This window comes from uncultured Arcticibacterium sp. (assembly GCF_964021845.1).
Lineage (GTDB): Bacteria > Bacteroidota > Bacteroidia > Cytophagales > Spirosomataceae > Arcticibacterium.
In genome coordinates this window covers 21652-46417 of sequence record NZ_CAXHZC010000001.1, presented here as the reverse complement: position 1 = coordinate 46417, position 24766 = coordinate 21652, and the positions used below count along the sequence as shown (strand labels likewise).

Here is a 24766-nt window from a genome sequence, read left to right as displayed (position 1 = left end):
TTTTAAAAGTTAAACGCTCTTATAGGCTCTCCATTTAAGCCCACATAAAGAACATTATTTAGATAGAGACTACTTCTTACATCCCCACTAATATTTAAGCCAGAAGCCAACTGAGACACTGCTTGAAAATCACCTTTACCATCTCCTTTCAGCAGCAAACCATAATTAGCATCCGACTTGCCAAGACGTAATTTACTATGTGTATTATTCCCCAAAAGCAGTATATCATCTTTACCGTCTTTGTCAAAATCTTGAATATTAATTGAAAATACAGGAGCATACTGAGCCTCTTTAGGAAGTTTAGCAACTTTATATTTACCCTCTGGCTGACTTAAAAGTAAAGTAGTGCCCATGTAATCAGCTTTAAAATAACTGGCTGTTTTAAGTTCGGATGCTGGAAACAATTTATCCAAACCTACTTCTGAAAAGCTATTGTAGTTAGTGAAACTTGGTCTAAACTGTGGCAACTGATTTAAGAGTTCGTCTCGTGTAATATAAGGGTAGCTTTTCCCTTGAATGTAAAAACAAAAGAGCGGGTCTACTATTCCGTTATTGTCAAAATCTTTTGCGTAAAGCTCAAGAGGCTCTTTTTCAGAGGCCTTAAATTGAGTATTCAGGCCTTCATTCCCAATAACTAAATCTGGTTTACCATCTCCATTGAGGTCTTTGATCGCTAGGGTGTTCCACCAACCTAAATATGATTTTCCTAAGTAAGAATCGCTCACATCAGTAAACTTTCCGCCGTCATTTTTATATATCTTGATGCTCATCCACTCTCCTGCTAGCATCAATTCTTTATTTCCATCAGCATCTAAATCTATCCATTCTGCGGTTTTCACCAAACCTAAATTTTCAAACAATGTTTCTTCAATGGGCTTTAATCCTCCTTTTCCATCATTTACTAAGAAATGACTTTTTTCATGCTCTGGATATCTACCCGGTGAAATACCTCCACCCACAAAAACATCTGCCAAACCATCTCCATTTATATCGTTGACAGCAAAACAAGAGCTTGCTTTACTCGAAAATGCAACATTACTCAGCTTGAAATTTCCATTTCCATCATTTATATAAAGCCTATCAGCTAAGCTTACGTCATCTGCTTTTAGCTGATGATATCCTCCGCTAGCTACCAAAATATCTAAAAAGCCATCGCTATTAACATCTAAAAAAGCAGCATCTTGGTCTTCTGCTTTTTTGCCTGTTTCCGTATTTGGCAGAACACGCTTACTAAAATCATCATGCTCATTTTGAAGAAAAACCATGGCGGTTTCGCCAGCAGCTCCTCCTACAAAGATATCTTCCAAGCCATTTTTATCTAAATCGGCCTTTTGCATAAACGGTCCAGAAAAAGACTGCTCATGAATTAGAAGCGGCTGACGGTCAAAATCTCTATACTTGATTTTACTGTGACTGTAAGAAATAGGAGATTTAAGCTCCGCAAACAATGCATTAGTACGCTTTACCGACTCCTGATTATTTGAAGCATCGACTATATTTATACTTAAAGTTTTATTTGCTTTGACATTTGTCAAAACCTGTACTTCGCCTGTTGGCCATGTAATGGTCAATTTGTCAATTGTTTCTCTTTGACCCAAACCTATATTTAGCACAGGTGAAACAGAGGAAAGATAACCTCTACCTAAATTTTGCTCCACGGCCATTATTTCAGAGCCATTTTCTAAGCTTAGCTTTGCTCCTATTCCCAAGGGGTTTTTAGCAGAACCGTTTAGCTTTACTTTTAGGTAATTATTCTTACTATCGTTTCTAAAAACAAAAGCAGCTTTGTTGATATTGTTAACAATCAAATCTAAATCACCATCATTATCTAAATCAGCATATGCTGCTCCATTACTGTTTGATGCTTCTCCTAAGCCCCAATCTTGGGTTTTATTTTGGAAACCTCCGCCATTCTGATTTTTAAAAATGTAGTTACCTACATTGGATGAAGGCATTTTAGAAATCAACTCCAACACATCATCACGCTGTAGTCTTCCCTTTTCTTTCACAAAATCATTCATGTATTTTATGAAGTCGAGATTGGTAAAATCTCTAAAATAGCCATTGCTTACAAAAAGGTCTTTCCAGCCGTCATTATCATAATCTGCCAGTAAAGCTGACCAACTCCAGTCTGTATTAGAGACGCCAGAAAGTTGCCCTATTTCAGAAAAAGTACCATTCCCATTATTCAGCTGAAGCATATTTCTCATGTACTGATAATAAAAACCACTTCTTACATTAAGGTCAAACTTGTTAAAATTATCAGGTGCTAAAAGTAACTTTTGACGCTTGTTATCTTCTGGGAGCATATCTAGTGTAAAAATATCTGTATGCCCATCATTATTAATATCGGCCACATCATTACCCATAGAAAACTGACTGGTATGCCCTATACTTTGATCCATTTCATTCTTAAATACTCCGTTTTTTTGATTGATGTAAATATAATCAGGTACCGAGTAGTCGTTTGAAACGTAAAAGTCTGGCCAGCCATCATCGTTAAAATCAGAAATACCCAAACCTAGTCCGTAACTTAAAGCAGAGCCATTTATACCACTGATAGTAGTTTTATCTGTATAGTATCCATTCTCATTCTGGTAGTATCTTATTCCTTTCTCAGGGTCGTCTGTTTTCATAAACTCGGCAGTACTCGCCTCGTTTAAAATTGGTAAATTCTTTGGGTTATGATTAAGCAGTAACATATCCAAATCGCCATCACGGTCTGCATCAAAAAAGTAGGCTTGGTTACTAAATCCAGGGCTATCTATTCCATATTTAGCCGCTTCATCTTTAAACTGGGGTATTCCCGCTTCTGTATTTCCTTGATTGACAAAGAGCTGATTGACACGTTTATGTGCAGGGAGCGTTCCGGAGTAACATAAATAAATATCTAATTTGCCATCGGCATTGATATCTACCACGCTTACTCCTGTTTTCCAAGGGCCTGGTCTTCCTCCAGCACCCGAGATTTTAGTTATGTCTTGAAAATTAAAATCACCATTGTTTAGGTATAATTTATTCTCCGTCAAATTTGCGGTAAAGTATAAATCATCTAGGCCATCTCCATTAAAGTCTCCTGCCGCTACGCCAGCTCCATTATAAAAGTACTCATACATTAAAATATTTGTATTAAGGCCTTCTGTTAGGGTGTTTTGAAAGTTAATATTGGTTTTTGTGGGATATAGTAAGGTAAACAGGCTCTCATTCTCTTCTACTTTATCTGTGTCAGAATTAGAACACGAAGAGAGTATAAGAAAGCCAAACGCAAGACCTAATATTTTAAGGCTAAGGTGTTTTTTCATTGGTTATAAATGTAAAAAAATCTATCCCAATGTTGGGATAGATTTTTAATAATTCAATTTAAATAGGCTCGATTAATCAAAACCAGGGTTTTGAATCAAGTTTTCGTTTCTATTTAATTCACTTCTGTTTAATGGAAGGAAGTACATTTTGTCTGCCCATTGTCTATTTTCCTTTCCTTCATCCATATTGATTACTTCATAGGAGTAATCGTAAATTTCAGGATCGTATCTATAAACATCTACAGTTTTACCTGGTTTCAAAGTACCCACGATATTAATACCGTTTGCTTTTCTCCCTAAGGTCTCTGGGGCTATCATCCATCTTCTAGTATCATGGTAGCGTTGCTCTTCAAACACCATTTCAATTCTTTTTTCATGTCTGTAACGCTCCATTAAGGCATCGCCTGACTCAGTAAGTGCAGGTAAACCTGCTCTAAAACGTACTTTGTTAATCCAATTTTTAGCTTCCGCATCTTCACCTAATTCAATACAAGCTTCTGCATAGTTAAATACAGCCTCTGTGTATCTTAATATAGGCCAAGGTATTTCTTGCCATGTATTTTGATCTACAAAATCGTCAGCAGGCTCTGTAAATTTCCTCATATAATACCCAGTATAGCTACCATTCCAATCTTCAATAGGACCATTTCTAGTATCTAAACCAAAATGAGTATCTCCACTAGGAAGCTCATATTGTCCTGTTTGAATTTGTCCTAATGGGTCTCTTGGCTGATTAGCAGACGCTCTTGGCTTCCACTGTGCACCATCGTAAAGAATAGAGGCATAAAACCTTGGGTCACGATTTTCGTAAGGTTTAGCAGCATGCTCTTCGTTAGACCAATCAAAAGAAGAACCATCCATCATTTCGTAATCATCTACTAATAATGAAACCGGTGTATTTCCTGCCCAGTTATTGTATCCGTTAGGGCCATTAAAAAGACCTTGACGTCCACCACCTTCTCTTTTGGCACTAATAAAATACCTTCCGAATATTAAATCTTCTTCTCCACCATTTCTAGAAAGAGAAGTATTCATGTAGTTCTCTTTTCCTTGCTCAGCAGAAACTGGTTCAGAATTATTTAAAAAAGCACCAGTACCTTTATCCAAAACAGCTTTAGCAGCGGCTTTAGCAGCTTGCCATCTAGCTTCTTGACTTCCAGAAGTGTATCCCAACAATTCTTTGTTAGAAAAACCAGAAATTACAGAAGACTTTGCAGAAGCAGTTGGTATATCATGTAAATCACTGGCTGCATAAAGCAACACTCTAGATTTTAATGCCAATGCCGCTAACTCTGTAGTTCTTCCTGAAGCTAGATTTTTCCCAGCTAAAAGGGTAGCTGCATCATCTAAATCTTTCACGATAAAGTTCACACAATCTTCGTATGAATCTCTCGCCACTAAGAAGTCGTCATCACTTAAGCCATAGCTTTTATCGATAATTGGAAAACCTCCAAAATAACGAAGTAACTGCTGATAATAATACGCACGCATAAACTTAGCTTCACCCATTAAACGGTCCACTAAACCTGCATCCTGAAGTTGAGGCTCGCTTAATTGCTCTATCGCTATATTGGCAGCTCTGATATAGCTAAACATGTTCCCCCACTCGTAAGTGTTGTTAATCCAACCGGGATCTGCAGAATTAGATCTTGACTCGGTAATGGTAGTAATGCTTCTACCTGGGTGTGTAAACATTGTTTCATCTGTTAAAGATGCCAACATTTGTTCATCCATTCCACCGTTTCCTATACCTCTATAGATGTTGGTAACAGCTGCTTCTGCTAAGGCCGCATCTGTCCATACAGATGCTTCTGAAACTTCACCAAGTGGCTGTGTATTCACGAAATCATCATTACAGCCTGTTACTGCAAACAATGAGACCAAAAATGGTAATAATATATATTTTGTTTTTTTCATTTGTCCTTAATTAAAATGTTACCGAAATACCAGTATTTAAAACTCTGGCTTGTGGGTAGTACTGACCATTAGAAGATGCTGATTCTGGGTCTAACACTTTAAGCTTATTCATGAAGTCGAATAAGTTTAATCCATTGGCATAAATTCTAAGATTACTCAAACCAATTTTGGTACTAGCTGCGGCTGGTAAAGTATATCCCAATTCGAAGTTTTTCAAACGGATATAATCAGCTTTTCTAAACCAATAAGTATTTCCACCAGAGAAATACTGGTCACTTCTGTTTGCAATTCTTGGATGTTCACTACTTGGATTATCTACCGTCCATCTGTTCTCGTAAATATCTAAGAAGTAGTTACCAATGTTTCCAGACTCTCCAGCACTGATGTACTGTCTAGCACCGAAAGCTCCCTGAAGTAAAACAGATAAATCGAAAGCTTTGTAAGACACTGACAAGTTAGCACCACCTTGGAAAAGAGGGATATTATTGAAATCCATTCTTACTCTATCATCTGGTGTAATTTTACCATCGCCATCGTAATCTTGATACTTCATATCACCAGGTCTTAGGGTATTTACTAATGCCGTATAATCTAACTGATTACCATCAATTTCTGCTTGGTCTTTAAATACACCATCATACTGATAAACCAAGAAAGTATTAATAGGCTTACCAGTAGATCTTTGCCAATCCGGTGCTCCAGGTGCTTCATCCCAGAAAAGAATCTTATTCTTTGCATAACCACCATTTAAACTTACTTGGTACTTAACTTCTCCTTGGCGACCTCTATAACCTATGTTAAAGTCAAATCCTTTATTGGCAACTTCACCAATATTTTCAGCAGGAAGAGATAATCCTGTACTCTGAGGTACTGAAGCATTCTTTCTCCAAAGGATGTTTGTTCTCTTATTATAAAATAAATCAAATTCGAAGAACAAAGAGCTCTTGAAAAGATCTCCTTCTATACCTATGTTTGAGTTGTTAGCTACCTCCCAAGTAATACCTGGATTAGGCACACGCGTTTCATATAAAGTTTTAGTTTCAGCACCATTAATTATGTAACTATCAAAACCATAGGTAGATAAGAACTGATACTCCTGAAGCACATCATCATAATAGATATTATCATTACCCATTTGCCCCCAAGAACCTCTCAGTTTCAAGAAACTAATGGCAGGAATATTATCTTTAATAAAGCTTTCTTCAGACATTACCCAACCAGCCAAAAAGCCAGGGAAGAACCCAAACCTTGTTTCTTCTGGGAAAATATAAGAACCGTCATTTCTCCATAAGAACTCGGCTAAGTATTTCTCTTTATAATTATAGGCAACTCTACCAAAATAATTTAAACGAGCTCTTTCAAAAGCCCCTCCACCATTATTCTTCTCTAAATCACCACCAGCAAAAATCTGGTCGATTGCTGGAGACAGGAAGTATCTTCTGTAAGCATCGAAATTATCACCTTCAATAGTCTCTCTATTAACACCAGCTAAGATTGTGGCAGAGTGGTCTCCCCAAGTTTTCTCATAAGTTCCTATTCCACCTAATAGTATGTTGAGTTGGTTCTCATTATACTGTGTTAAGTTTGGTTCTGCAGGTCCCCTTTGATTTGGCACTAAAACCGGTGTAACGCCATCAGCTTCAAATCCATTTCCTTTTTCATAAAGTACCCAAGGAATCCTCCATACTTTTCTGTTTCTTATTTTTTTATCAATAGCCGCAGTACCTGTAAACTTAAGACCATCAACACCTGGTATTTTTATATTTAACGAACCATTGGTTTGAATATAATCTGTTCTATCTCTATCATAACCAGTTAAATCTGTAGTTACCACTACTGGGTTTTGACCGTTTTCAATATCTGGACCTGGCTTACCGTTTGGCCAGAATGCTGGCTGATTTGGCTTACCTCTCATAGACATTCTAAAGATAGCATTTGCAGATTCCGTAGGATAATGTCTAAACTCTTCACGAAGAGCTGCTCCTATTTGCATGTCAACATATTTATTAATATTGGCATCCAAGTTAATTCTCAAGTTATACTGCTCATAACCCGTAGCGGAGTTTTTGTAGTATGCATCTTGCTTCTGGTACCCTAGAGAAGTCATGTATTTTACATTCTCTCCTCCACCTATTAATTGAATATTGTGCTTAGACTGTGGAGACCATTTTTTCAAAGTCTCTCCATACCAATCTGTGTCTGGATGCGTCCATGGGCTAGAACCGTTTGAGTAAAGCTCCATATCTTCAGGAGAGTACGGTGCTGTTCTATCGCCAAAAGCACCTGTAGCCTTATACGCATCATTCGCAGCCTGCCATTGAGATGTAGGAAGCTCGTAAACACTTAAGTCATTCAGCATTTCAGCATACTGTCTTGCATTTGCCAAATCTGGAACTTTGGTTGGCTGAGAAAACCCTTGATTAAACTGGTAAGATAATTCAGGTTTCCCGTTCTTACCTCTTTTAGTAGTAACCAAAATAACCCCATTAGCAGCTCTTGCTCCATAGATGGCTGCAGATGCATCTTTAAGTACCGAAATACTTTCAATGTCATTAGGATTTAAACGTTCAAATCCACCTGCTCTATCAGGAATACCATCAATTACTATCAGGGCACTGTTGTTTCCTAAAGTATTTGACCCACGAATCCTAATTTCAGAACCATCATAACCAGGCTCACCACTTCTGTTTACAGCTACTACACCTGGTATTCTACCTGCTATAGAGTTGGAAACATTCACGGCAGGCGACTTAATAAGCTCTGCCCCTTGAACAGAGGCTACAGAACCTACCACCGTTTCCTTCTTTTGAGTACCATAACCAACTACCACTACTTCTTCTAGCTGAGCAGCATCTGGCACCATAGAAACATTAATAACAGATTGGTTACCAGCCACCAACTCTTGACTTTTATAACCAATAAAAGAGAAAACTAGAACAGAATTAGAACTAGAAGTTTCCAATTTGAAATTACCTTCCAAATCAGTGGTAGTTCCTTTTGTAGTTCCTTTTTCAATCACAGAAACTCCCGGTAGACCTTCACCATTTTCGTCGGTTACTTTTCCGGAAATGCTTTGTGCCGCTTCAACCTGAAGGACAAACAGAAGGAGGCAAAGAACAGAGAATACATTCTTGAGGGTTGAGCTTTTACAAGAATACATTAACAGTCCTCTACCTACTTTTGATAAAGTAGTTTTTTTTGTCATATCAACAAATGTTTAGAGTGTATTTATTGTCTTGTAGGCCCTATTAGGTAGTATTAGGAAATGCAAAGATATAAATAATTCAATATAAAAGAAGAATTTTCATAGGCAGAAAAGGTCAAATGGTATACTTCTCTAGCTTTCATACAGATAGCTTTATAAAAACTTATTTGCCGGTAAAATTCCCACTATAATTGCATTAAATATGAAAAATACGAAGCAATCAAAACTGCATAACGTTATCATTATACGTAACACTGCATTATAGTTTTTTATTCAACCCTTAAAGTCTTAAAATAACATCATGAAAAACGTAAGCCTACTAGCTCTAATTATCCTTTCCATAGTTGGGTGTAAACCCGAAAAACCAAAAGAAGAATGGAAATCGCTCTTTAATGGTACAAACTTAGATGGATGGGATATTAAAATATCTGGTCACGAGCTAAATGAAAATTTCAAGAATACCTTTATCGTAGAAGACAGCATCATAAAGGTAAACTATGCTGAATACGATACTTTCACCCACGAATTTGGTCACCTTTATTATAAAGTACCTTATTCTAAATATAGATTGAGAATGCAGTACAGAATATTTGGAGAGCTTACTCCCGGTAGCCCGTATTACGCAGAAGCAAATAGTGGCGTGATGCTTCATTCCCAGTCGGCGGCAAGCCAACAATTAAATCAAGATTTCCCAGCATCCATAGAAATGCAGTTTCTTTCAAGAATTGACAGCAACGACAGGGCCACCGGAAACCTAGCATCTCCAGGAACACATGTGATGCGAGACAATAAACTATACACCGACCACATGATGTACGCCGATGGCAAAACATATGAAGACCAGTGGGTTAATGTGGAAGCTATAGTTTTAGGGGACTCTGTGGTACATCATGTGGTAGAAGGAGACACTGTTCTTACTTATTATAACCCGCAAATAGGCGGCTGGGAAACAGACAATACTGACCGATGGCTAAAAGATAAAACTTGGGTTACCAAAATGGCTGGCACCCCGCTAAAAGAAGGCCATATAGCTCTCCAAGCTGAAGGGCACCCTGTTTGGTTTAGAAATATTGAAATCTTAGATTTATCAAAAGGCAACAAAACTAATGGTTCAGAGTGATTTGTGAAGTACATTTGCGGTGAGAAAAGTAAATGAAAGAAATAATAGCACTTCTGGGTAAAGAGTTCACCTTAGAATGGCGTAATAAATACGCATTCAATGGCATGATACTCTATTTGGTATCTACTGTTTTTATTTGCTACCTGAGTTTTAGGATAAAGTCAAATTCATTGACACCTCCTGTATGGAATACGCTGTTTTGGATTATTATTCTTTTTACTGCCATAAACGCCATTTCTAAAAGCTTTGCTCAAGAGCACAAGAACAGACAGCCTTATTACTATTCACTGGCAAACCCAGAAGCCATTATTCTGTCAAAATTAATTTACAATTTCGTTTTAATGCTCATTTTGACATTTGTGGGTTTTGGAATTTACATTTTATTCTTAGAAAATCCAGTTCAAGATTTAGCTTTATACGCGGCATCTTTGACACTAGGAGCACTTGGATTCTCAGGAGTTCTGACCCTAGTAGCAGCAATAGCCTCAAACGCAGAAAACACGGGTTCATTGATGGCTCTTTTAAGCTTCCCTATCATCATCCCAATGTTATTGATGCTTATGAGACTGTCAAAAAACGCAATGGATGGTTTAGCTTTCTTTGTAAGTAAAGACGAAATTTGGACTTTAGTAGGCATTGATGGTATTGTAATAGCTTTGAGTTTCGTTCTTTTCCCTTACCTCTGGAAGAGTTAGTTTTTATTTGAAAAGATTTTGAAATAATTAATATGACGTTTAAAAATACTTGGTGGAAAGCTTTAGGAGCACTGCTAATATGCTACGCTTCTGTAGCTGGCCTAACCGGTAAAGTGCCCCGTTTACCTATTCTTAATGAAACCATAAGAAATACATATTTCCATGTTCCCTTATGGTTTGCGATGATGGTATTAATGTCAATCTCGATGTTTAAGTCATTTCAATACTTAAGGAAAGGAGACATTTCTTTAGATCAGGAAGCCTTCTCATTTGCCCATGTGGCTCTTCTTTTTGGAGCACTTGGTTTTATTACTGGTGCCATTTGGGGCAATTTCACTTGGGGCTCTCCCCTCCCCTTAGATCCTAAATTAATAGCTGTTGAAATCGGTATGCTAATTTATGCAGCGTACTTTATTTTAAGAGGGTCTTTTGATGATGAGCAAAAGAAAGCTAGGCTTTCTGCTGTTTATAATATTTTTGCCTTTGCAGCATTTATGCCTTTAGTTTGGATTTTACCACGTGTAACAGACTCACTTCATCCTGGAAACGGAGGAAATCCAGCCTTTGGTAAATACGACATGGATAGCACCATGAAAATGGTGTTTTACCCTGCTGTTATTGGATGGATACTCATTGGTATTTGGATAAGCAACATCAAGCACAGAATAGAAAAATTAGAATACGCTAAAAACGAAAAATAAATGTTATATAACTTCATCATGAGCATCTTCTTGATGCTTCAGCAAGACATAGAAATGGCAGACAACCTGCGTTCTGACGGTAAGTTTTGGATAGTAATAATGGTGGTAGCAACAGTTACTATTGGAATTATAATCTACCTTTTCATGTTGGATAGGAAGGTAAGAAAACTAGAAGAGCTTCAAAAAAAATAAGACTATGAAGAAATCACATATTATAGCATTAGGTGTAATAGCAGTAGCTATCATAATGATAATATCAACTGTAGGCGATGCAAGTACCTACTCCGATTTTAATGAAGCCAAAAAATTAGCTAAAAGTGGCTCTAGTACTTCTGTACATGTAGTAGGAGAACTAAAAAAAGACGCCATTGGCGAAATAGAAGGTATGAAGTATGAACCGTCTATTGACCCTAACAAGTTTGAATTCATCATGGTTGATTCCATGAACTTTGAATCAAAAGTGGTTTATATGAAAGCAAAACCTCAAGACATGGAGCGTTCTGAAAAAGTAGTGGTGGTAGGTAAAATGAACATTGAAAAAGACTACTTCTTAGCTGAACAAATTTTACTTAAATGCCCTTCAAAATATAACAACGGAGATTTAGATGCTAAATCTCAAACTGCATTACGTTAATAATCAATGGCAGAGACGAATATCATAGAGAAATCTCAATTCGCCTTAAAAGATATTTTTGCCCAACTTATAGTAGGCAACCTACCTTTTGCCATATGGCGAATGCCTTCTAGTGAATCGTTTAACTGTGTTATTTCGACCAATGAAGAGCCAAATTGGCAAAAGATTGACTTGGAAGAATTAGGTGCAGGTTTCGCTTTTGCCCCGTTTAATTACTCAGAGGCTAACCAATCTATCTTTATACAAGGAGACATTTTCTTCAATTTTACCTCTTTAGAAGAAAACTTAGACCAAAACATTGAAGACAAGCTTAGCAATTTCTTTGAGCTAAAAAAAGCAGCATCTCCCGAAAACAAAGTCAACCTTAAATCACACACAGAAAGTAACTATTCTGAGAAGTCGAGCTTCTTGAAAATAGTGCAAAAAGGCATTACAGCCATTAATGATGGCTTCTTTGACAAAGTGGTGCTCTCAAGAGAAAAGAAAATAGAAAGACCAGATAATTTTTCTCCGATTAATCATTTTGCCACGCTGAGCAAAAAACATAGTTCAGCTTTTTGCTCACTTACCTATTTGCCTTGGGAAAACGAAATATGGATAGGTGCAACACCAGAAAGTTTAGTACAGCAAGATGCAGAAGGAATTTTCAGAACTATGGCATTAGCGGGTACCCAAGCATCGGTAAACAGTACTGGAAACAATATTAAAACCGCAGACGCATTATGGCGTCAAAAAGAAATAGAAGAACAGGCTTTTGTAAGTCGATACATCATAAACTGTCTAAAAAGGATAAGGGTTAGAGAATTTGTAGAAATTGGTCCCAAAACTATCCATGCGGGCAATTTACTTCATTTACAGACAACTTTTAAAATTGACACAAAGGCCATTGAATTTCCGCAATTAGGCAGTGTCATGCTAGAATTACTACATCCCACTTCTGCAGTGTGTGGTATGCCTAGAGAAGCTGCACAGGCTTTTATCAAAAAGAACGAAACATACAACAGAAGCTTTTACAGTGGTTTTTTAGGCCCTGTAAATGTTGAAAACAACACTCACCTTTTTGTAAATCTTAGAACTTTAAAAGCCTCTCCAGATCATATTTCGTTTTATGCTGGCTGCGGAATTACAGGCGACTCTGAACCCGAAAAAGAGTGGAATGAGACAGAAATGAAGCTAAAAACCGTGATGGCTTAATCAGGAAATCTTTGCAAAAAATTGAAAATTCCATTTTTTTTTGTATCATTATCATAAAAACAAGGCACAGATTTTGATATCAGGACAAAACACTGACCAACAACAACTTAAATAAAGAAAAACTGAACTACCAGACCGCATACGTTTTATTTTGCACCTATTTCGAAACTAGCAAAATATTTTTGGCACGGTTAATGAGAAAGGGTAGATATCTGACTTTCTTATTTATTCATAAAACGACTTACGATGCAAAGACTTTCCTTAAACCAATCATTACAGCAACGTTTATCTCCACAGCAAATTCAGTTCATAAAACTGTTGCAAATACCTACTGCTGAATTAGACCAAAGAATAGAAGAAGAACTTGAAGTAAACCCAGCTTTAGAAGAAGGGATGGAATTTCAAGAGAAAACCAAGGAAGAAGAATTTCAGACAGACGACTATGGTAATGATGAGTACGGAGCAGAATATGATGACTTTGGTGATGATTTTACCGACTATGAGAGTCTAAGTCAAGAGAAAGTTGATGTTTCTGATTATCTTAATAAGGATGATTATGCTGGCTATAAAATGCAAAGCGACTCTTGGGATGAAGACAGGGAAAGCATGCCTGTGGTAGCTATGGACTCTTTAACTGAGAGTTTGAATCAGCAACTAGGTTATTTAAAGTTAGATGAACAGCAAACTACTATAGGTTTACAGCTAATTGGCAGTATTGAAGATGATGGTTACATCAGGAGACCTATACGTTCTATTTGTAACGATTTAGCTTTTGGTCAAAACCTTTATGTTTCTGAAGAAGAAGTTATTTCTGTACTGCATAAAGTTCAACTTTTTGAACCTGCAGGTATAGGAGCAAGAAACCTTCAAGAGTGCTTACTGCTTCAGGTGGAACGAATGAAATACCACACAATACCAGGTGAAAATGCTAAAAAGATTTTAGAAAGCTACTTTGATGAATTTACAAAAAAACACTTTGACACTATTCAAAGAAAACTAGATATAGACCATGAGTCTTTAAAAGATGCCATTACTCTTATTACTAGGTTAAACCCTAAGCCAGGAAGTGTAGGAGCCTCAGGAGCTACAGCTACGTATTTAATGCCTGATTTTATAGTCACACAAGACAATGGCAAACTAGATATTATTTTAAATTCTAAAAACGCTCCGGAACTAAGAGTAAGCAGGTCTTTTTCAGATATGCTTGACACTTATGATAAGAGTGATAAGAAAAACAAGCAGATAAAAGAGACGGTTAGTTTTGTAAAACAAAAACTGGATGCTGCCAAATGGTTCATTGATGCTATAGTTCAGCGTCAGCAAACCCTACTTAGAACTATGGAAGCCATTGTCAAATACCAGCAAGAGTTTTTCTGGGAAGGTGATGAAAGCAAGCTTAAGCCAATGATTCTTAAGGATATTGCAGAAAAAATAGAAATGGATATTTCTACAGTATCCAGAGTAGCCAATAGTAAGGCTGTTCAAACTGATTTTGGTATTTACCCACTTAAATACTTCTTCTCAGAAGGTATCTCTACAGACTCTGGTGAAGACGCTTCTAGCCGCGAAGTGAAAAATATCCTAAAAGAACTGATAGACTCTGAGCCTAAACATGCTCCACTATCTGATGACAAACTGGAAAAACAATTAAAGAAACGCGGCTATAAAATTGCAAGAAGAACTGTAGCAAAATACAGAGAACAACTAAATATCCCTGTAGCTAGACTTAGAAAACAATTGTAAGCAAATACTCTTCTCTAGTCAATTCACGGTGTTATATTTGTATTTCTATAATAGTACACCAGAATTCCATTTTCTTTTGTGAGCAAAAAACTCGCTAGCTTTTTTTCCTATCTATTTCACCCAGGCATCATGCCCACGGCTTTATTGGCAACATTGTATTTTGTTTGCCCATACATTATCGGAATTGACGGCTCCTCCATAAAAGCAAAGTTCATACTATTGGCTTTTGTTTTTGCTTATACTTTTTTCTTCCCTTCTTTAATGGTTTTATGGCTTTATAAAAGAAAATCCATAGAAAGCATAACATTGGAAAAACTTTCAGACCGAAGGTTTCCTTTCCTTTTTTCAATCATCAGTTCTGGTTTCCTGAGTTATTTCCTTTATCAAAAAGGACCTCAACTACAAGGCACTGCCATTGTCATAGGATTTATAGCCGTAACTATCTTTATTATAGCCTTGGTTAGCCTCAAATGGCAAATAAGTGCTCATGCAGCTGGTATTGGCGGCTTAATTGGAGCATTTTTCATGCTTAAATTCAAGTATGACGAAATGTCGCTAAATACCCCTTTCTTTCTGGCAATTATAGTTGCCGGCCTAGTATTATCTTCAAGGTTAAAATTAAACGCCCATACTTTATTACAGGTCATAGCTGGCCTTCTGGTTGGGATTATCGTAAGCTCTATTGGCTCAATATTCATATAATCATGCATATAAAAATAGGTACAAGAGGTAGTAAACTAGCACTTTGGCAAGCCTACCACGTGGAAGAACTTTTAAACAAAGCCGGTGCTTCCACAGAAATAGTCATTATTCATACCAAAGGTGATAAGATACTGGATAGGTCTTTATCAAAAATTGGCAGTAAAGGTGTCTTCACTGAAGAGCTAGAAGAACAGCTATTAGATGGCTCCGTAGATATAGCGGTGCATAGTGCCAAAGATTTACAATCTGACCTTGGTAATAAATTTGAGGTTATAGCCTTTTTAGAAAGAGAAAAGATAAACGATGTTTTGGCTAGTAAAAAACAAGTCAAACTTACTGACAATATTGTGGTTGGAACCTCAAGTACACGCAGAATTGCGATGCTGAGAGCTTTTTACCCACAAATAAGAATTGTGGATATGCGAGGTAATTTACAAACCCGTATTGCAAAAATGGAAAGCGGCGTTTGTGATGCTCTCCTGCTAGCTTACGCAGGTGTTCACAGAATGGAGTACCATGACATTATTCAGGAAGTGATAGATGAAAAAACATTTACTCCTGCTGTGGGACAAGGCTCTGTAGCTATTGAAACGGCCGTAAACATTGACAGCGAAAAAAGAGATTTTGTAAGAAATGCCTGTAATCATCCAGAAACGGAATTATGCCTTTTGACCGAAAGAGCTTTCTTAAAAACCGTAAACGGTGGCTGTTCAATACCAGTTTTTGGAACAGCGAGTTTAAACGCTGAAAATGAAATATCTTTAAATGCCGGAATCATTAGCCTTGACGGCCAAAAAGTTTTAAGAATTGAAGAAAACGGAACAGAACCAGAAAACCTTGGCAATCTAGTCGGCGAAAGGCTTTTGGCCGCAGGCGGAAAAGAAATCCTGTCAGAAATAAGAACTGAAATTTCGAAATAAATAATGAAAAAACTACTTCTCTTAATACTGATAGGACTTAGCCTAAACACCTTCGCTCAGAAAGTGAGCAAAAAGGATTATTTAGTTACCATGGAAACGAGTAAAGGCACCATGCATCTTATACTTTTTGATGAGACACCTTTGCACAAAGCTAACTTCATCAAACTAGCAGAAAACGAGCAGTACGACGGCACTATTTTCCATCGCGTTATTGATGAATTTATGATTCAAGGTGGAAACTTAGCTACAAAAAAAGCAGATGACGGAACCAGAAGTACCAGCTATAATAAAGAGGAGGAAAGAATCCCTTATGAGTTTGTACCTGAACACGTCCATATTAAAGGAGCTTTGGCGGCAGCCAGAACTAATAATCCAAAAAAGGAATCTTCTTTCAGTCAGTTTTATATAGTTACAGGTAAAAAATACTCTGCTAAGCAGATGCAGGGAATGATGGCCAGAACTAAATTGACCTATACTGATGAGCAGTTAAAAGCATATCAAGAACAAGGCGGGACTCCTTTCCTTGATAATAACTATACAGTTTTTGGTCAAGTGATTAGTGGTATTGAAGCAGCTGACACAATTGAAAAAGTAGAAAAAAGTAGGGCTGACAAGCCAATAGAAGATATAAGCATGAAGGTGTCTGTGAAAAAAATGAGAAAAAAGAAAATCACAAAACTGTACGGATACCAATACTAAGAACTACAATCAGAACATGAAGAAAGTATTAATTACAGGCTCTAATGGCCTACTTGGTCAAAAGCTAGTAGCCCTATTATTAGAAGAAGGAAAGTTTGAAATCATTGCCACGGCAAGAGGAGGAAACCGCTTACCAATAGCCGATGGTTACACCTACCAAAGCATGGACATTACCAACAAGGAAAATGTGGATGAGGTGATGGATACTTTCAAGCCAGACGTTTTGATTCATACTGCCGCCATGACCAATGTGGACCAGTGCGAAGCAGAAAAAGAAGCGTGCTGGGCTCTGAATGTAACTGCCACCGAATATTTGGTAGATGCTTGCGAAAGAAATAGTACATTCTTATGTCATCTTTCTACCGACTTCATTTTTGACGGTAGTGCCGGACCTTATGACGAAAAGGCAGCCGCAAATCCAATAAGTTTTTATGGCTGGAGCAAATTAGCTGCAGAGCATTTGGTAACTAATTCAAACATAAAATGGTCAATAGCCAGAACGGTCTTAGTCTACGGAATTGCTCATGACATGAGCCGCTCTAACATCATACTTTGGGTTAAAAAATCTTTAGAAGATGGTAAACAAATTAACGTGGTAAACGACCAGTGGAGAACCCCTACCCTGGCGGAAGATTTAGCTAAAGGCTGTGCTTTAATAGCAGAAAAAGAAGCAGAGGGGGTTTTCAATATTTCTGGCAAAGACTTATTGAACCCTTACCAAATGGCTCATATGACCGCCGATTTCTTTAATTTAGATAAGAGCTTTATCAAAGAAGCTACAGCGGCCACTTTCTCACAGCCAGCTAAAAGACCGCCACGTACTGGATTTAATATTGACAAAGCGGTAAACGAATTAGGCTACAAACCACTTTCTTTTGAGGAAGGGATTGCTTTTTTAGCAAAACAAATAGCTTAGGAGCTTAAAACGGCTTCCTAATTCCTTAGCGACTTTTAGATATATTTGTTTCAACAAACATGAAAATTGTATGAAATCTCTCAAACTTGCTTCTTTTCTAGTATTCTTCAACCTTTTGGCAAATGCTCAATACACTCATGAGGATTCTTTGAAAGGGAGTGTTACGCCAGAGAGAGCTTGGTGGGATTTGAAATACTATGATTTAGCCGTTGATGTAGATATTGACAATAGATATTTTAAAGGTCAAAACACTATTTATTATCAGGCGGTGGATAATGGGCAAACGCTCCAAATAGACCTGCAAGCTCCCATGAAAATCACGGCTGTAAGGCAGGCTGATTTAGCTACCACTATTACTAAAGACGGTCCAAATACTTATTTGGTAACCCTGGCCGAGCCTCAAGTAAAGGGCCAAATGGGGGCTATTACAATAAACTTTGAGGGAAAACCGAAAATAGCACCAAAAGCACCATGGGATGGTGGCCTTACTTGGTCAAAAGATAGCAATGGTAAACCTTTTGCAGCTACAGCTAATCAGGGCATAGGTGCAAGTGTATGGTGGCCATGTAAAGACCACATGGCAGATGAGGTGGACAGCATGCAAATTAGCATTACAGTTCCCGATGGCCTATGGAATGTTTCAAACGGACAATTAAGAAACATGGAGCTACACGATAATGGTAGCAGAACTACTACTTGGTTTGTAAATAATCCTATCAACAATTACGGAGTCAATATTAACATAGGAGACTATCTGAGTTGGCAAGACTCTTTTCAGGGAGAAAAGGGACCACTACAAGTTTCTTTTTATGTACTCCGTGAAAACCTAGAGAAGGCCAAAATTCAGTTTAAAGATGCCTACAGAACATTAGAAGCCTTTGAACACTGGTTTGGCCCCTATCCTTTTTATGAAGACGGTTATAAATTAGTGGAAGTGCCCTATTTAGGCATGGAACATCAGAGTTCGGTAACCTATGGCAACGGCTATAAAAACGGTTACCAAGGCACAGATTTGTCAGGTACCGGATGGGGACTAAAATGGGATTTTATCATAGTACATGAAAGTGGTCATGAGTGGTTTGCAAATAACATCACAAACAAAGATGTGGCCGACATGTGGATTCATGAAAGCTTTACCAATTATTCAGAAAGTCTTTTTGTAGAATATTTCTATGGCAAGGAAGCAGGAGCCGAATATGTAATTGGTACTAGGGAGAGAATTCAAAACGACTCACCTATCATAGCCGATTATGGCGTTAAGAAATCAGGCTCTTCTGATATGTATTATAAAGGCGGTAACATGCTACACACTTTACGCCAGTGGATTAATAACGACGTACTTTGGAGAGACATTTTACGAGGTTTAAACAAAGATTTTTACCATCAAACAGTAACTTCTAAGCAAATAGAAGAATACATCGCTGATAAAGCCGGTTTAACTTTAGAGCCTTTCTTCACACAGTATTTAAGAACCACCCAAATACCTAAACTGGAGTGGATGAACAAAGGAAGAAAAATTAAGTATCGCTACACTAATACAGTAGATGATTTTGAGATGCCTTTGAGAGTATCTATTGACGATAAAAAGAACCAACTTATTAACCCATCTAAAAAATGGAAAAAAGTAAAAGGCAAGTTTCTTCAAGTTAATGACGATTATTACGTAAACACCAAATAAAAAATTGCCAAGCCCAAATGGACCTGGCAATTAAAAAACAAACTACTAAAATTAAATATTAAACTTCACTCCTAACCCTCCTGAGAGTGTTCTATTTCTTACTGGTAATTCAAATATGGGTGTATCAAGAACCCTAGAAAAACCGTGCTGGTAACGACCTTCTACAAAAGCCTTCATCTTAGCTGACACTGGTAATTCAAAACCCATAGCTGCTACTCCTGAAAACTCAAAAGCCTTGTACATATTATTATTCAAATTTGTCTTTATTGGAAATATATTCAAAACCCTCACGGTCATATTAGCATCTGCCATAAAGCCTATTGATGGCCCCAGAGCTACATAATAGTGAGCTGCTTCTTTATCTCCCACGTGGTATTTCACCAAAACGGGAAGCTCTATATAATTGGTTTTGAAGTTAACCCTTCCACCAACTGGAATGTTAATCCCAAGGAAATCACCACCTACGTTTATAGCCTCATCTACTTTAAATCCTTTTTGAGTAAAGGCAATTTCAGGTTGGACCGAAAAATTAGCGTCTAAAGGAATCTCTAAAAATATTGCCGCACTTCCAGAAGGCAAAAACTTAAAATCTGGCGTAATGTTTTCTATCAAAGGAAATTTGGTAACGGTAGAGCCAGTAAATGCCCCCCTTACTCCTATTGCATTTTGACCAAAACCTACTGATGCTATTAATGTGAATAGTAATGCTAAAATCTTTTTCATTGTATTAGTTTATTTTATTGTATGCCTCTTAGATGCACAGGAAGCCCTCTGGGTTTCCCTTTCAAATGTTAAGACTGCGTTAATAAGAAAAAGTATCAATATTTAATTTTCAGTAATTTCTGAAACATCATTAATTATTGTATGTTCAATAATTTTAAATTAGATATATAACTTATATTTGCCTCATTAAAAGAATCAAAGAGCCGTACATGACTAAATCTGACCAAAGGGCATACTTCTATAAAATAGACACCACCGTAAAAAAGGTCAGGAACTATCTACAGAAACAGCTCATAAAAGGGGGTATTGACCTCACGGTAGACCAGTGGGTGGTTTTAGATCACCTAATTCCTGTACCCGGCATTTCACAAAACGATTTAGCTTTAGCTACCGCAAAAGATGCCCCTACCATCACCAGAATTTTGGGTATACTTATCAAAAAAGAATTTGTAGAAAGAAAAACGGCAAAACTAGACCGAAGAAAACAAATGCTTTTTCCAACCGAGAAAGGAAGAGCACTTCATAAAGAGGCCTTCCCCATAGTGCTAAAAATGCGTAACAAAGCTTGGGAAAACTTAAGCGATAACGATTTTGAAGAATTAGTAAGAATTATGGATACCATTTATAATAATTTGGAGTAGAAAAAGGCTCTTACTTTTAAGAAATCCCTTCAGGCTAATACTAAATTCACCAATATTCACACCTATATCAAAACCTTCAAGCTGTATTATTGCACTTGTTAAAAAATTGTGCGTTTTTCGGTTGTTCATAATTCAACCCTAACCCAAAAACATGCCTTTAGTTATTGCCCTCCTTGGAATTTTGGCTTTAATCCTCCTTATAGCCGTAGTAAAATTAGACACCTTTCTATCCTTTGTAGTGGTATCGCTCGGGATAGGAATAGCCAGCGGATTAGACGTGGTGGAAGTGGGAAATGCCATTCAAAACGGAATAGGTGGAACCTTAGGTGATCTGACCTTAATCATTGGTTTTGGAGCCATGCTTGGTAAACTGGTGGCAGAAAGTGGTGCTGCCTCTAAAATTACCGACGCCCTCCTTGACAAAGTAGGAACGAAAAACCTACAATGGGGCTTAGCCCTTGCAGGTTTTATCATTGGTATTCCTTTATTCTATAATGCTGGTTTTATCATTGTTATTCCATTGATTTTTGCCGTAGCTCAAGCATCTGGTTTTAATATGCTTTATGTGGGTATTCCTATGTTAGCTTCGCTCTCTGTGGCTCATGGTTATTTACCTCCACACCCTTCGCCAGCAGCCATTGGTATTCAGTTAAACGCCGACTTAGGTAAAACTTTAATTTATGGTTTAATAGTGGCTATTCCTGCCATAGCTGTTGCAGGGCCTATTTTCGCTAAGACCTTAAAGAATTTCGATATCACACCAGACCCAACTATTTTTGGTTTCAAACCAGTTCCTAAAGAACTTCAACCAGGTTTAGGTATCAGCCTTTTAGTGGCACTCATGCCAGTAATTCTTCTTTCGGCTGGCTCAGTAATCAAAGGGTACTTTCCAGACAGTCAGTTTATACTCTTAATAGCCCAGCCATATTTCGGTATGCTTCTCTCTGTATTTTTTGCGGTATATTTCTTAGGAATAAAACAAGGCAGAAACTTAGAAGATGTGTCAAAATCTTTGGCTGAATCCTTTAAAGACATCGCCGTAATATTATTGATTATTGCAGGAGCGGGAGCATTGAAAGAAATCCTTTCTGCCTCAGGTACCAGTACTTATATAGGAGAAATGCTACAACACGTAAACATCAATCCATTACTATTAGGATGGGCTACAGCAGCTTTTATTAGAATTTGTGTTGGTTCTGCCACAGTTTCAGGTTTAACAGCCGTTGGAATCTTAGCCCCTCTTTTTGGTTCTCAGCCAGATTTCCAACCAGAACTTATGGTGTTAGCCATAGGCTCAGGAAGTTTAATAATGGGTCATCTTAATGACGGCGGTTTTTGGCTTTTCAAAGAGTACTTTAACCTATCGGTCAAAGACACCTTAAAAACTTGGACAGTTATGGAAACCCTTGTTTCTGTAGTTGGTTTGATTGGTGTTATGCTTTTGAGTTTGGTGGTTTGATATCAAACTTCAATATTCTAAAGAGAGTCCTTATAACAAAAAGGGCTCTCTTTCAAATTTATTCCTCTTTTAACGAATTAACGTTTTCTTCATCATTTTACGTTATCAGTAGTATCATATGATACTATCATAAGTAAGCTCACCATACCATGAAAACACCATAGCGATGTAGAATTACCAATTTTCACTAAGTTTACTAAACCAACCATCTAAACCTCATCATGAAAAAGAATATCGCTATAGCTCTAGCCTTAATTGGCTGGTTTGCTGTTATCGCTCAGTACGTTTTGATGATAGAAAATCGGGTTACGTCTACCACCGAGGCTACTATCCGCTTCTTTAGCTTCTTTACTATTTTGACCAATACGCTCGTCGCTATTTACTTCACTTATCTAGCACTGGGAAAAAACTCAAAACTCTTGAGCAAACCAGGTTCATTGACAGCTATTACTGTCTACATTTTAGTAGTTGGTTTAGTTTATCAATTTGTTCTAAGAGCCATTTGGGAGCCTACTGGTCTTCAAAAAATAGTAGACGAGCTACTTCATAGCGTAGTACCAGTCACCACACTCATCTTCTGGTATTTGTATGAAGAAAAATCGAAAATTGAACTAAAAAACATTATCAACTGGCTTGTTTATCCTCTTGTCTATTTAGTATTTGTTTTGCTCAGAGGTAGTATTTCAGACTTTTACCCATACCCTTTTGTAAATGTACTAGAGATTGGCATGCCCCAAGTATTGACAAACTCCGTAATACTACTTCTGGTATTCATTGTGCTTTCAGCAGCTTTTGTATTGATAGGAAAACGACTTCCGGCCAAATAGAAACAGCCTAGTTAAACTTCCATTGACCAAAAGGGCGTCAAAACTAAGTTTATTGACTCAGTTTGTAACATTAAAGATTTCGCGGTACTTTCGTTTCTTCAAGCCATCCATAACCCTTTATGAGGTTTTGAAAAGAATCAACTCTTTAAAATCATTCTTACAATGAACAAAAAACACTATTCTCTTTTAGTACTTTTTACAGCCTTCACGCTTATTTTTTCTGCCTGTAATACGAGCTCAGAAACTTCTGAAGAAACTTTAACAACACCAGATTATCAAATTTCCTTAGCTCAGTGGTCTTTACACAAAGCCTACTTTGGCGATGCTCTTAATGGTGGTTTTGGAAACTTTTTCAGATTACTTCAAGAAGCTCCAGACTCTTTACTTCAAGGCGATATTGACCCAGTAAATTTCCCGACTTTAGCTAAAAGTTATGGTGTGAATATCATTGAATTAGTAAACACTTTCTATTACAGCAAAGCCGAAGATGACGCCTATTGGGCAGCCTTCAAACAAAAATGCGACGAAGAAGGCGTAACCGTAGGTCTTATTATGTGTGATGCTTTAGGTAACCTTGGCGATGCTGACTCTGTAGCTCGTATGAAAGCTGTAGAAAATCACTACAACTGGATTAAAATAGCCAAAACTTTAGGTGCAGAAACCATCAGAGTTAACGCAGCAGGAGAAGGAACGGCTGAAGAAGTAGCAGCAAACGCTGTACAAGGGCTTTCTAAATTAGGCGAATATGCAGCTACGCAAGGCATTAATGTAGTAGTAGAAAACCACGGTGGATATTCTTCTGATGGGTCTTGGTTAGCAGGTGTAATGGCAGCTGTAAATATGGAAAACGTAGGAACACTTCCTGATTTTGGAAATTTCTGCATGGAAAGAACACCAGATGGCTGTGCTAATGAGTATGATAGATATAAAGGAATTGAAGAATTAATGCCTTACGCGAAAGGAGTTAGTGCTAAAACGCACAACTTTGATGCTGAAGGAAATGAAACAAAGTCTGATTTTACGAAAATATTTAAAATCATCAAAGACTCAGGTTTTAAAGGCAATATTGGAATTGAGTATGAAGGTTCTGACCTTTCTGAAGAAGAAGGTATCAAAGCCACTAAAGCTCTTATTGAAAAATCTCTCAAAGAAATTGAAGCTTAATTAACGCTCATTTCATTTAACTAATGCAGCAGGAAATACTTCTTGCTGCATTTTTTGTTTAAGCCCTCACAAATCTGCTTCTCATCTAATCTTAGAATACAGACCTTTCTATTTGACTCGAGATTCCCTTATATTTACTAAAAAGCTTAGCCATGCCCTTTGAATCAAAATCAATCCGAACCTTTATTGGAGCAAAGGACTTTTCTCTGTCCAGAGCATTTTACACTGCCTTAGGTTTTGAAGAAGTAGTCATCGACAATTCCATGTCATTATTCAAGGTCAACCAAAACCTAGCCTTTTACCTCCAAGACTATTACGAAAAGAAATGGATAAATAACTCTATGGTCTTTTTAGAAGTAGATGATGTAGAAAAATGTCAAGCTGAATTACTTTCAAAAAACCTCCCTTCAAAATTCAAAGGGGTCAGATTTACCGAAATTATTAAAAACGATTGGGGCGAAGAAATTTTTATGCATGACCCGTCTGGCGTACTCTGGCATTTTGGCAAATTTTATCAATAATCCAT

21 protein-coding genes are annotated in these 24766 nt (G+C 37.3%); 17 read left to right on the top strand and 4 right to left on the bottom strand.

The features are described from left to right. Positions 1-2: 2 nt before the first annotated feature. From AADJ06_RS00200 to AADJ06_RS00190, 3 genes are all read right to left on the bottom strand, one after another. The gene (locus AADJ06_RS00200) at positions 3-3302 is read right to left on the bottom strand and encodes a VCBS repeat-containing protein (RefSeq protein ID WP_341224365.1); all 3300 of its coding nucleotides are present in this window, start codon (positions 3300-3302) and stop codon (positions 3-5) included. 72 nt (positions 3303-3374) lie between these two features. Beyond that, on the bottom strand, positions 3375-5219 hold the full coding sequence (locus AADJ06_RS00195; RefSeq protein ID WP_341224364.1) for a RagB/SusD family nutrient uptake outer membrane protein: 1845 nt from the start codon (positions 5217-5219) through the stop codon (positions 3375-3377). A gap of 10 nt (positions 5220-5229) precedes the next feature. Next, on the bottom strand, positions 5230-8424 hold the full coding sequence (locus AADJ06_RS00190; RefSeq protein WP_341224363.1) for a TonB-dependent receptor: 3195 nt from the start codon (positions 8422-8424) through the stop codon (positions 5230-5232). A 301-nt stretch (positions 8425-8725) separates the two neighbouring features. On the opposite strand from AADJ06_RS00190, the gene AADJ06_RS00185 reads away from it, so the two are divergent. From AADJ06_RS00185 to AADJ06_RS00130, 12 genes are all read left to right on the top strand, one after another. After that, a complete protein-coding gene (locus tag AADJ06_RS00185) occupies positions 8726-9544 on the top strand; it encodes a DUF1080 domain-containing protein (protein WP_341224362.1) in 819 nt (272 codons plus the stop codon). A 32-nt stretch (positions 9545-9576) separates the two neighbouring features. Next, on the top strand, positions 9577-10239 hold the full coding sequence (locus AADJ06_RS00180; RefSeq protein WP_341224361.1) for a heme exporter protein CcmB: 663 nt from the start codon (positions 9577-9579) through the stop codon (positions 10237-10239). Between the two features lie 32 nt (positions 10240-10271). After that, on the top strand, positions 10272-10940 hold the full coding sequence (locus tag AADJ06_RS00175) for a cytochrome c biogenesis protein (protein ID WP_341224360.1): 669 nt from the start codon (positions 10272-10274) through the stop codon (positions 10938-10940). Beyond that, on the top strand, positions 10941-11132 hold the full coding sequence (locus AADJ06_RS00170) for a CcmD family protein (protein WP_341224359.1): 192 nt from the start codon (positions 10941-10943) through the stop codon (positions 11130-11132). It abuts the gene before it with no gap. A gap of 4 nt (positions 11133-11136) precedes the next feature. Beyond that, positions 11137-11574 carry a cytochrome c maturation protein CcmE gene (locus AADJ06_RS00165; RefSeq protein WP_341224358.1) on the top strand — a complete coding sequence of 146 codons (438 nt, stop codon included), beginning with the start codon at positions 11137-11139 and terminating at the stop codon, positions 11572-11574. A 6-nt stretch (positions 11575-11580) separates the two neighbouring features. Then, complete coding sequence (locus AADJ06_RS00160) at positions 11581-12768, top strand: chorismate-binding protein (RefSeq protein WP_341224357.1); 1188 nt, start codon at positions 11581-11583, stop codon at positions 12766-12768. A gap of 246 nt (positions 12769-13014) precedes the next feature. After that, entirely contained in the window at positions 13015-14511 is a 1497-nt protein-coding gene (gene rpoN / locus AADJ06_RS00155) for an RNA polymerase factor sigma-54 (protein ID WP_341224356.1), read from the top strand. A 129-nt stretch (positions 14512-14640) separates the two neighbouring features. Continuing rightward, positions 14641-15213, top strand: coding sequence for a hypothetical protein (locus AADJ06_RS00150; protein ID WP_341224355.1), 573 nt, complete (start codon positions 14641-14643; stop codon positions 15211-15213). A gap of 2 nt (positions 15214-15215) precedes the next feature. Beyond that, positions 15216-16133, top strand: a complete 918-nt coding sequence (gene hemC / locus AADJ06_RS00145) for a hydroxymethylbilane synthase (RefSeq protein WP_341224354.1) — start codon at positions 15216-15218, stop codon at positions 16131-16133. A 3-nt stretch (positions 16134-16136) separates the two neighbouring features. After that, the gene (locus AADJ06_RS00140; protein WP_341224353.1) at positions 16137-16832 is read left to right on the top strand and encodes a peptidylprolyl isomerase; all 696 of its coding nucleotides are present in this window, start codon (positions 16137-16139) and stop codon (positions 16830-16832) included. A 16-nt stretch (positions 16833-16848) separates the two neighbouring features. Then, on the top strand, positions 16849-17748 hold the full coding sequence (locus tag AADJ06_RS00135) for an SDR family oxidoreductase (protein ID WP_341224352.1): 900 nt from the start codon (positions 16849-16851) through the stop codon (positions 17746-17748). A 70-nt stretch (positions 17749-17818) separates the two neighbouring features. Then, positions 17819-19426: a M1 family metallopeptidase gene (locus AADJ06_RS00130; RefSeq protein WP_341224351.1), complete on the top strand. Its 1608-nt coding sequence runs from the start codon at positions 17819-17821 to the stop codon at positions 19424-19426. Between the two features lie 51 nt (positions 19427-19477). Here the strand turns inward: AADJ06_RS00130 and AADJ06_RS00125 are convergent, their stop codons facing one another. Further along, entirely contained in the window at positions 19478-20149 is a 672-nt protein-coding gene (locus tag AADJ06_RS00125; protein WP_341224350.1) for a porin family protein, read from the bottom strand. A gap of 209 nt (positions 20150-20358) precedes the next feature. Here AADJ06_RS00125 and AADJ06_RS00120 point away from each other — a divergent pair, with 209 nt between their 5' ends. The 5 genes from AADJ06_RS00120 to AADJ06_RS00100 all read left to right on the top strand — a co-directional run bounded on the left by AADJ06_RS00120 (position 20359) and on the right by AADJ06_RS00100 (position 24761). Continuing rightward, positions 20359-20790 carry a MarR family transcriptional regulator gene (locus AADJ06_RS00120; protein ID WP_341224349.1) on the top strand — a complete coding sequence of 144 codons (432 nt, stop codon included), beginning with the start codon at positions 20359-20361 and terminating at the stop codon, positions 20788-20790. A 151-nt stretch (positions 20791-20941) separates the two neighbouring features. After that, positions 20942-22249 carry a gluconate:H+ symporter gene (locus tag AADJ06_RS00115; protein ID WP_341224348.1) on the top strand — a complete coding sequence of 436 codons (1308 nt, stop codon included), beginning with the start codon at positions 20942-20944 and terminating at the stop codon, positions 22247-22249. Positions 22250-22470: 221 nt separating this feature from the next. Next, on the top strand, positions 22471-23076 hold the full coding sequence (locus AADJ06_RS00110; protein WP_341224347.1) for a Pr6Pr family membrane protein: 606 nt from the start codon (positions 22471-22473) through the stop codon (positions 23074-23076). 162 nt (positions 23077-23238) lie between these two features. After that, the gene (locus AADJ06_RS00105; protein ID WP_341224346.1) at positions 23239-24240 is read left to right on the top strand and encodes a sugar phosphate isomerase/epimerase family protein; all 1002 of its coding nucleotides are present in this window, start codon (positions 23239-23241) and stop codon (positions 24238-24240) included. A gap of 152 nt (positions 24241-24392) precedes the next feature. Then, positions 24393-24761: a glyoxalase gene (locus AADJ06_RS00100; RefSeq protein WP_341224345.1), complete on the top strand. Its 369-nt coding sequence runs from the start codon at positions 24393-24395 to the stop codon at positions 24759-24761. The last annotated feature ends 5 nt before the right edge of the window (positions 24762-24766 follow it).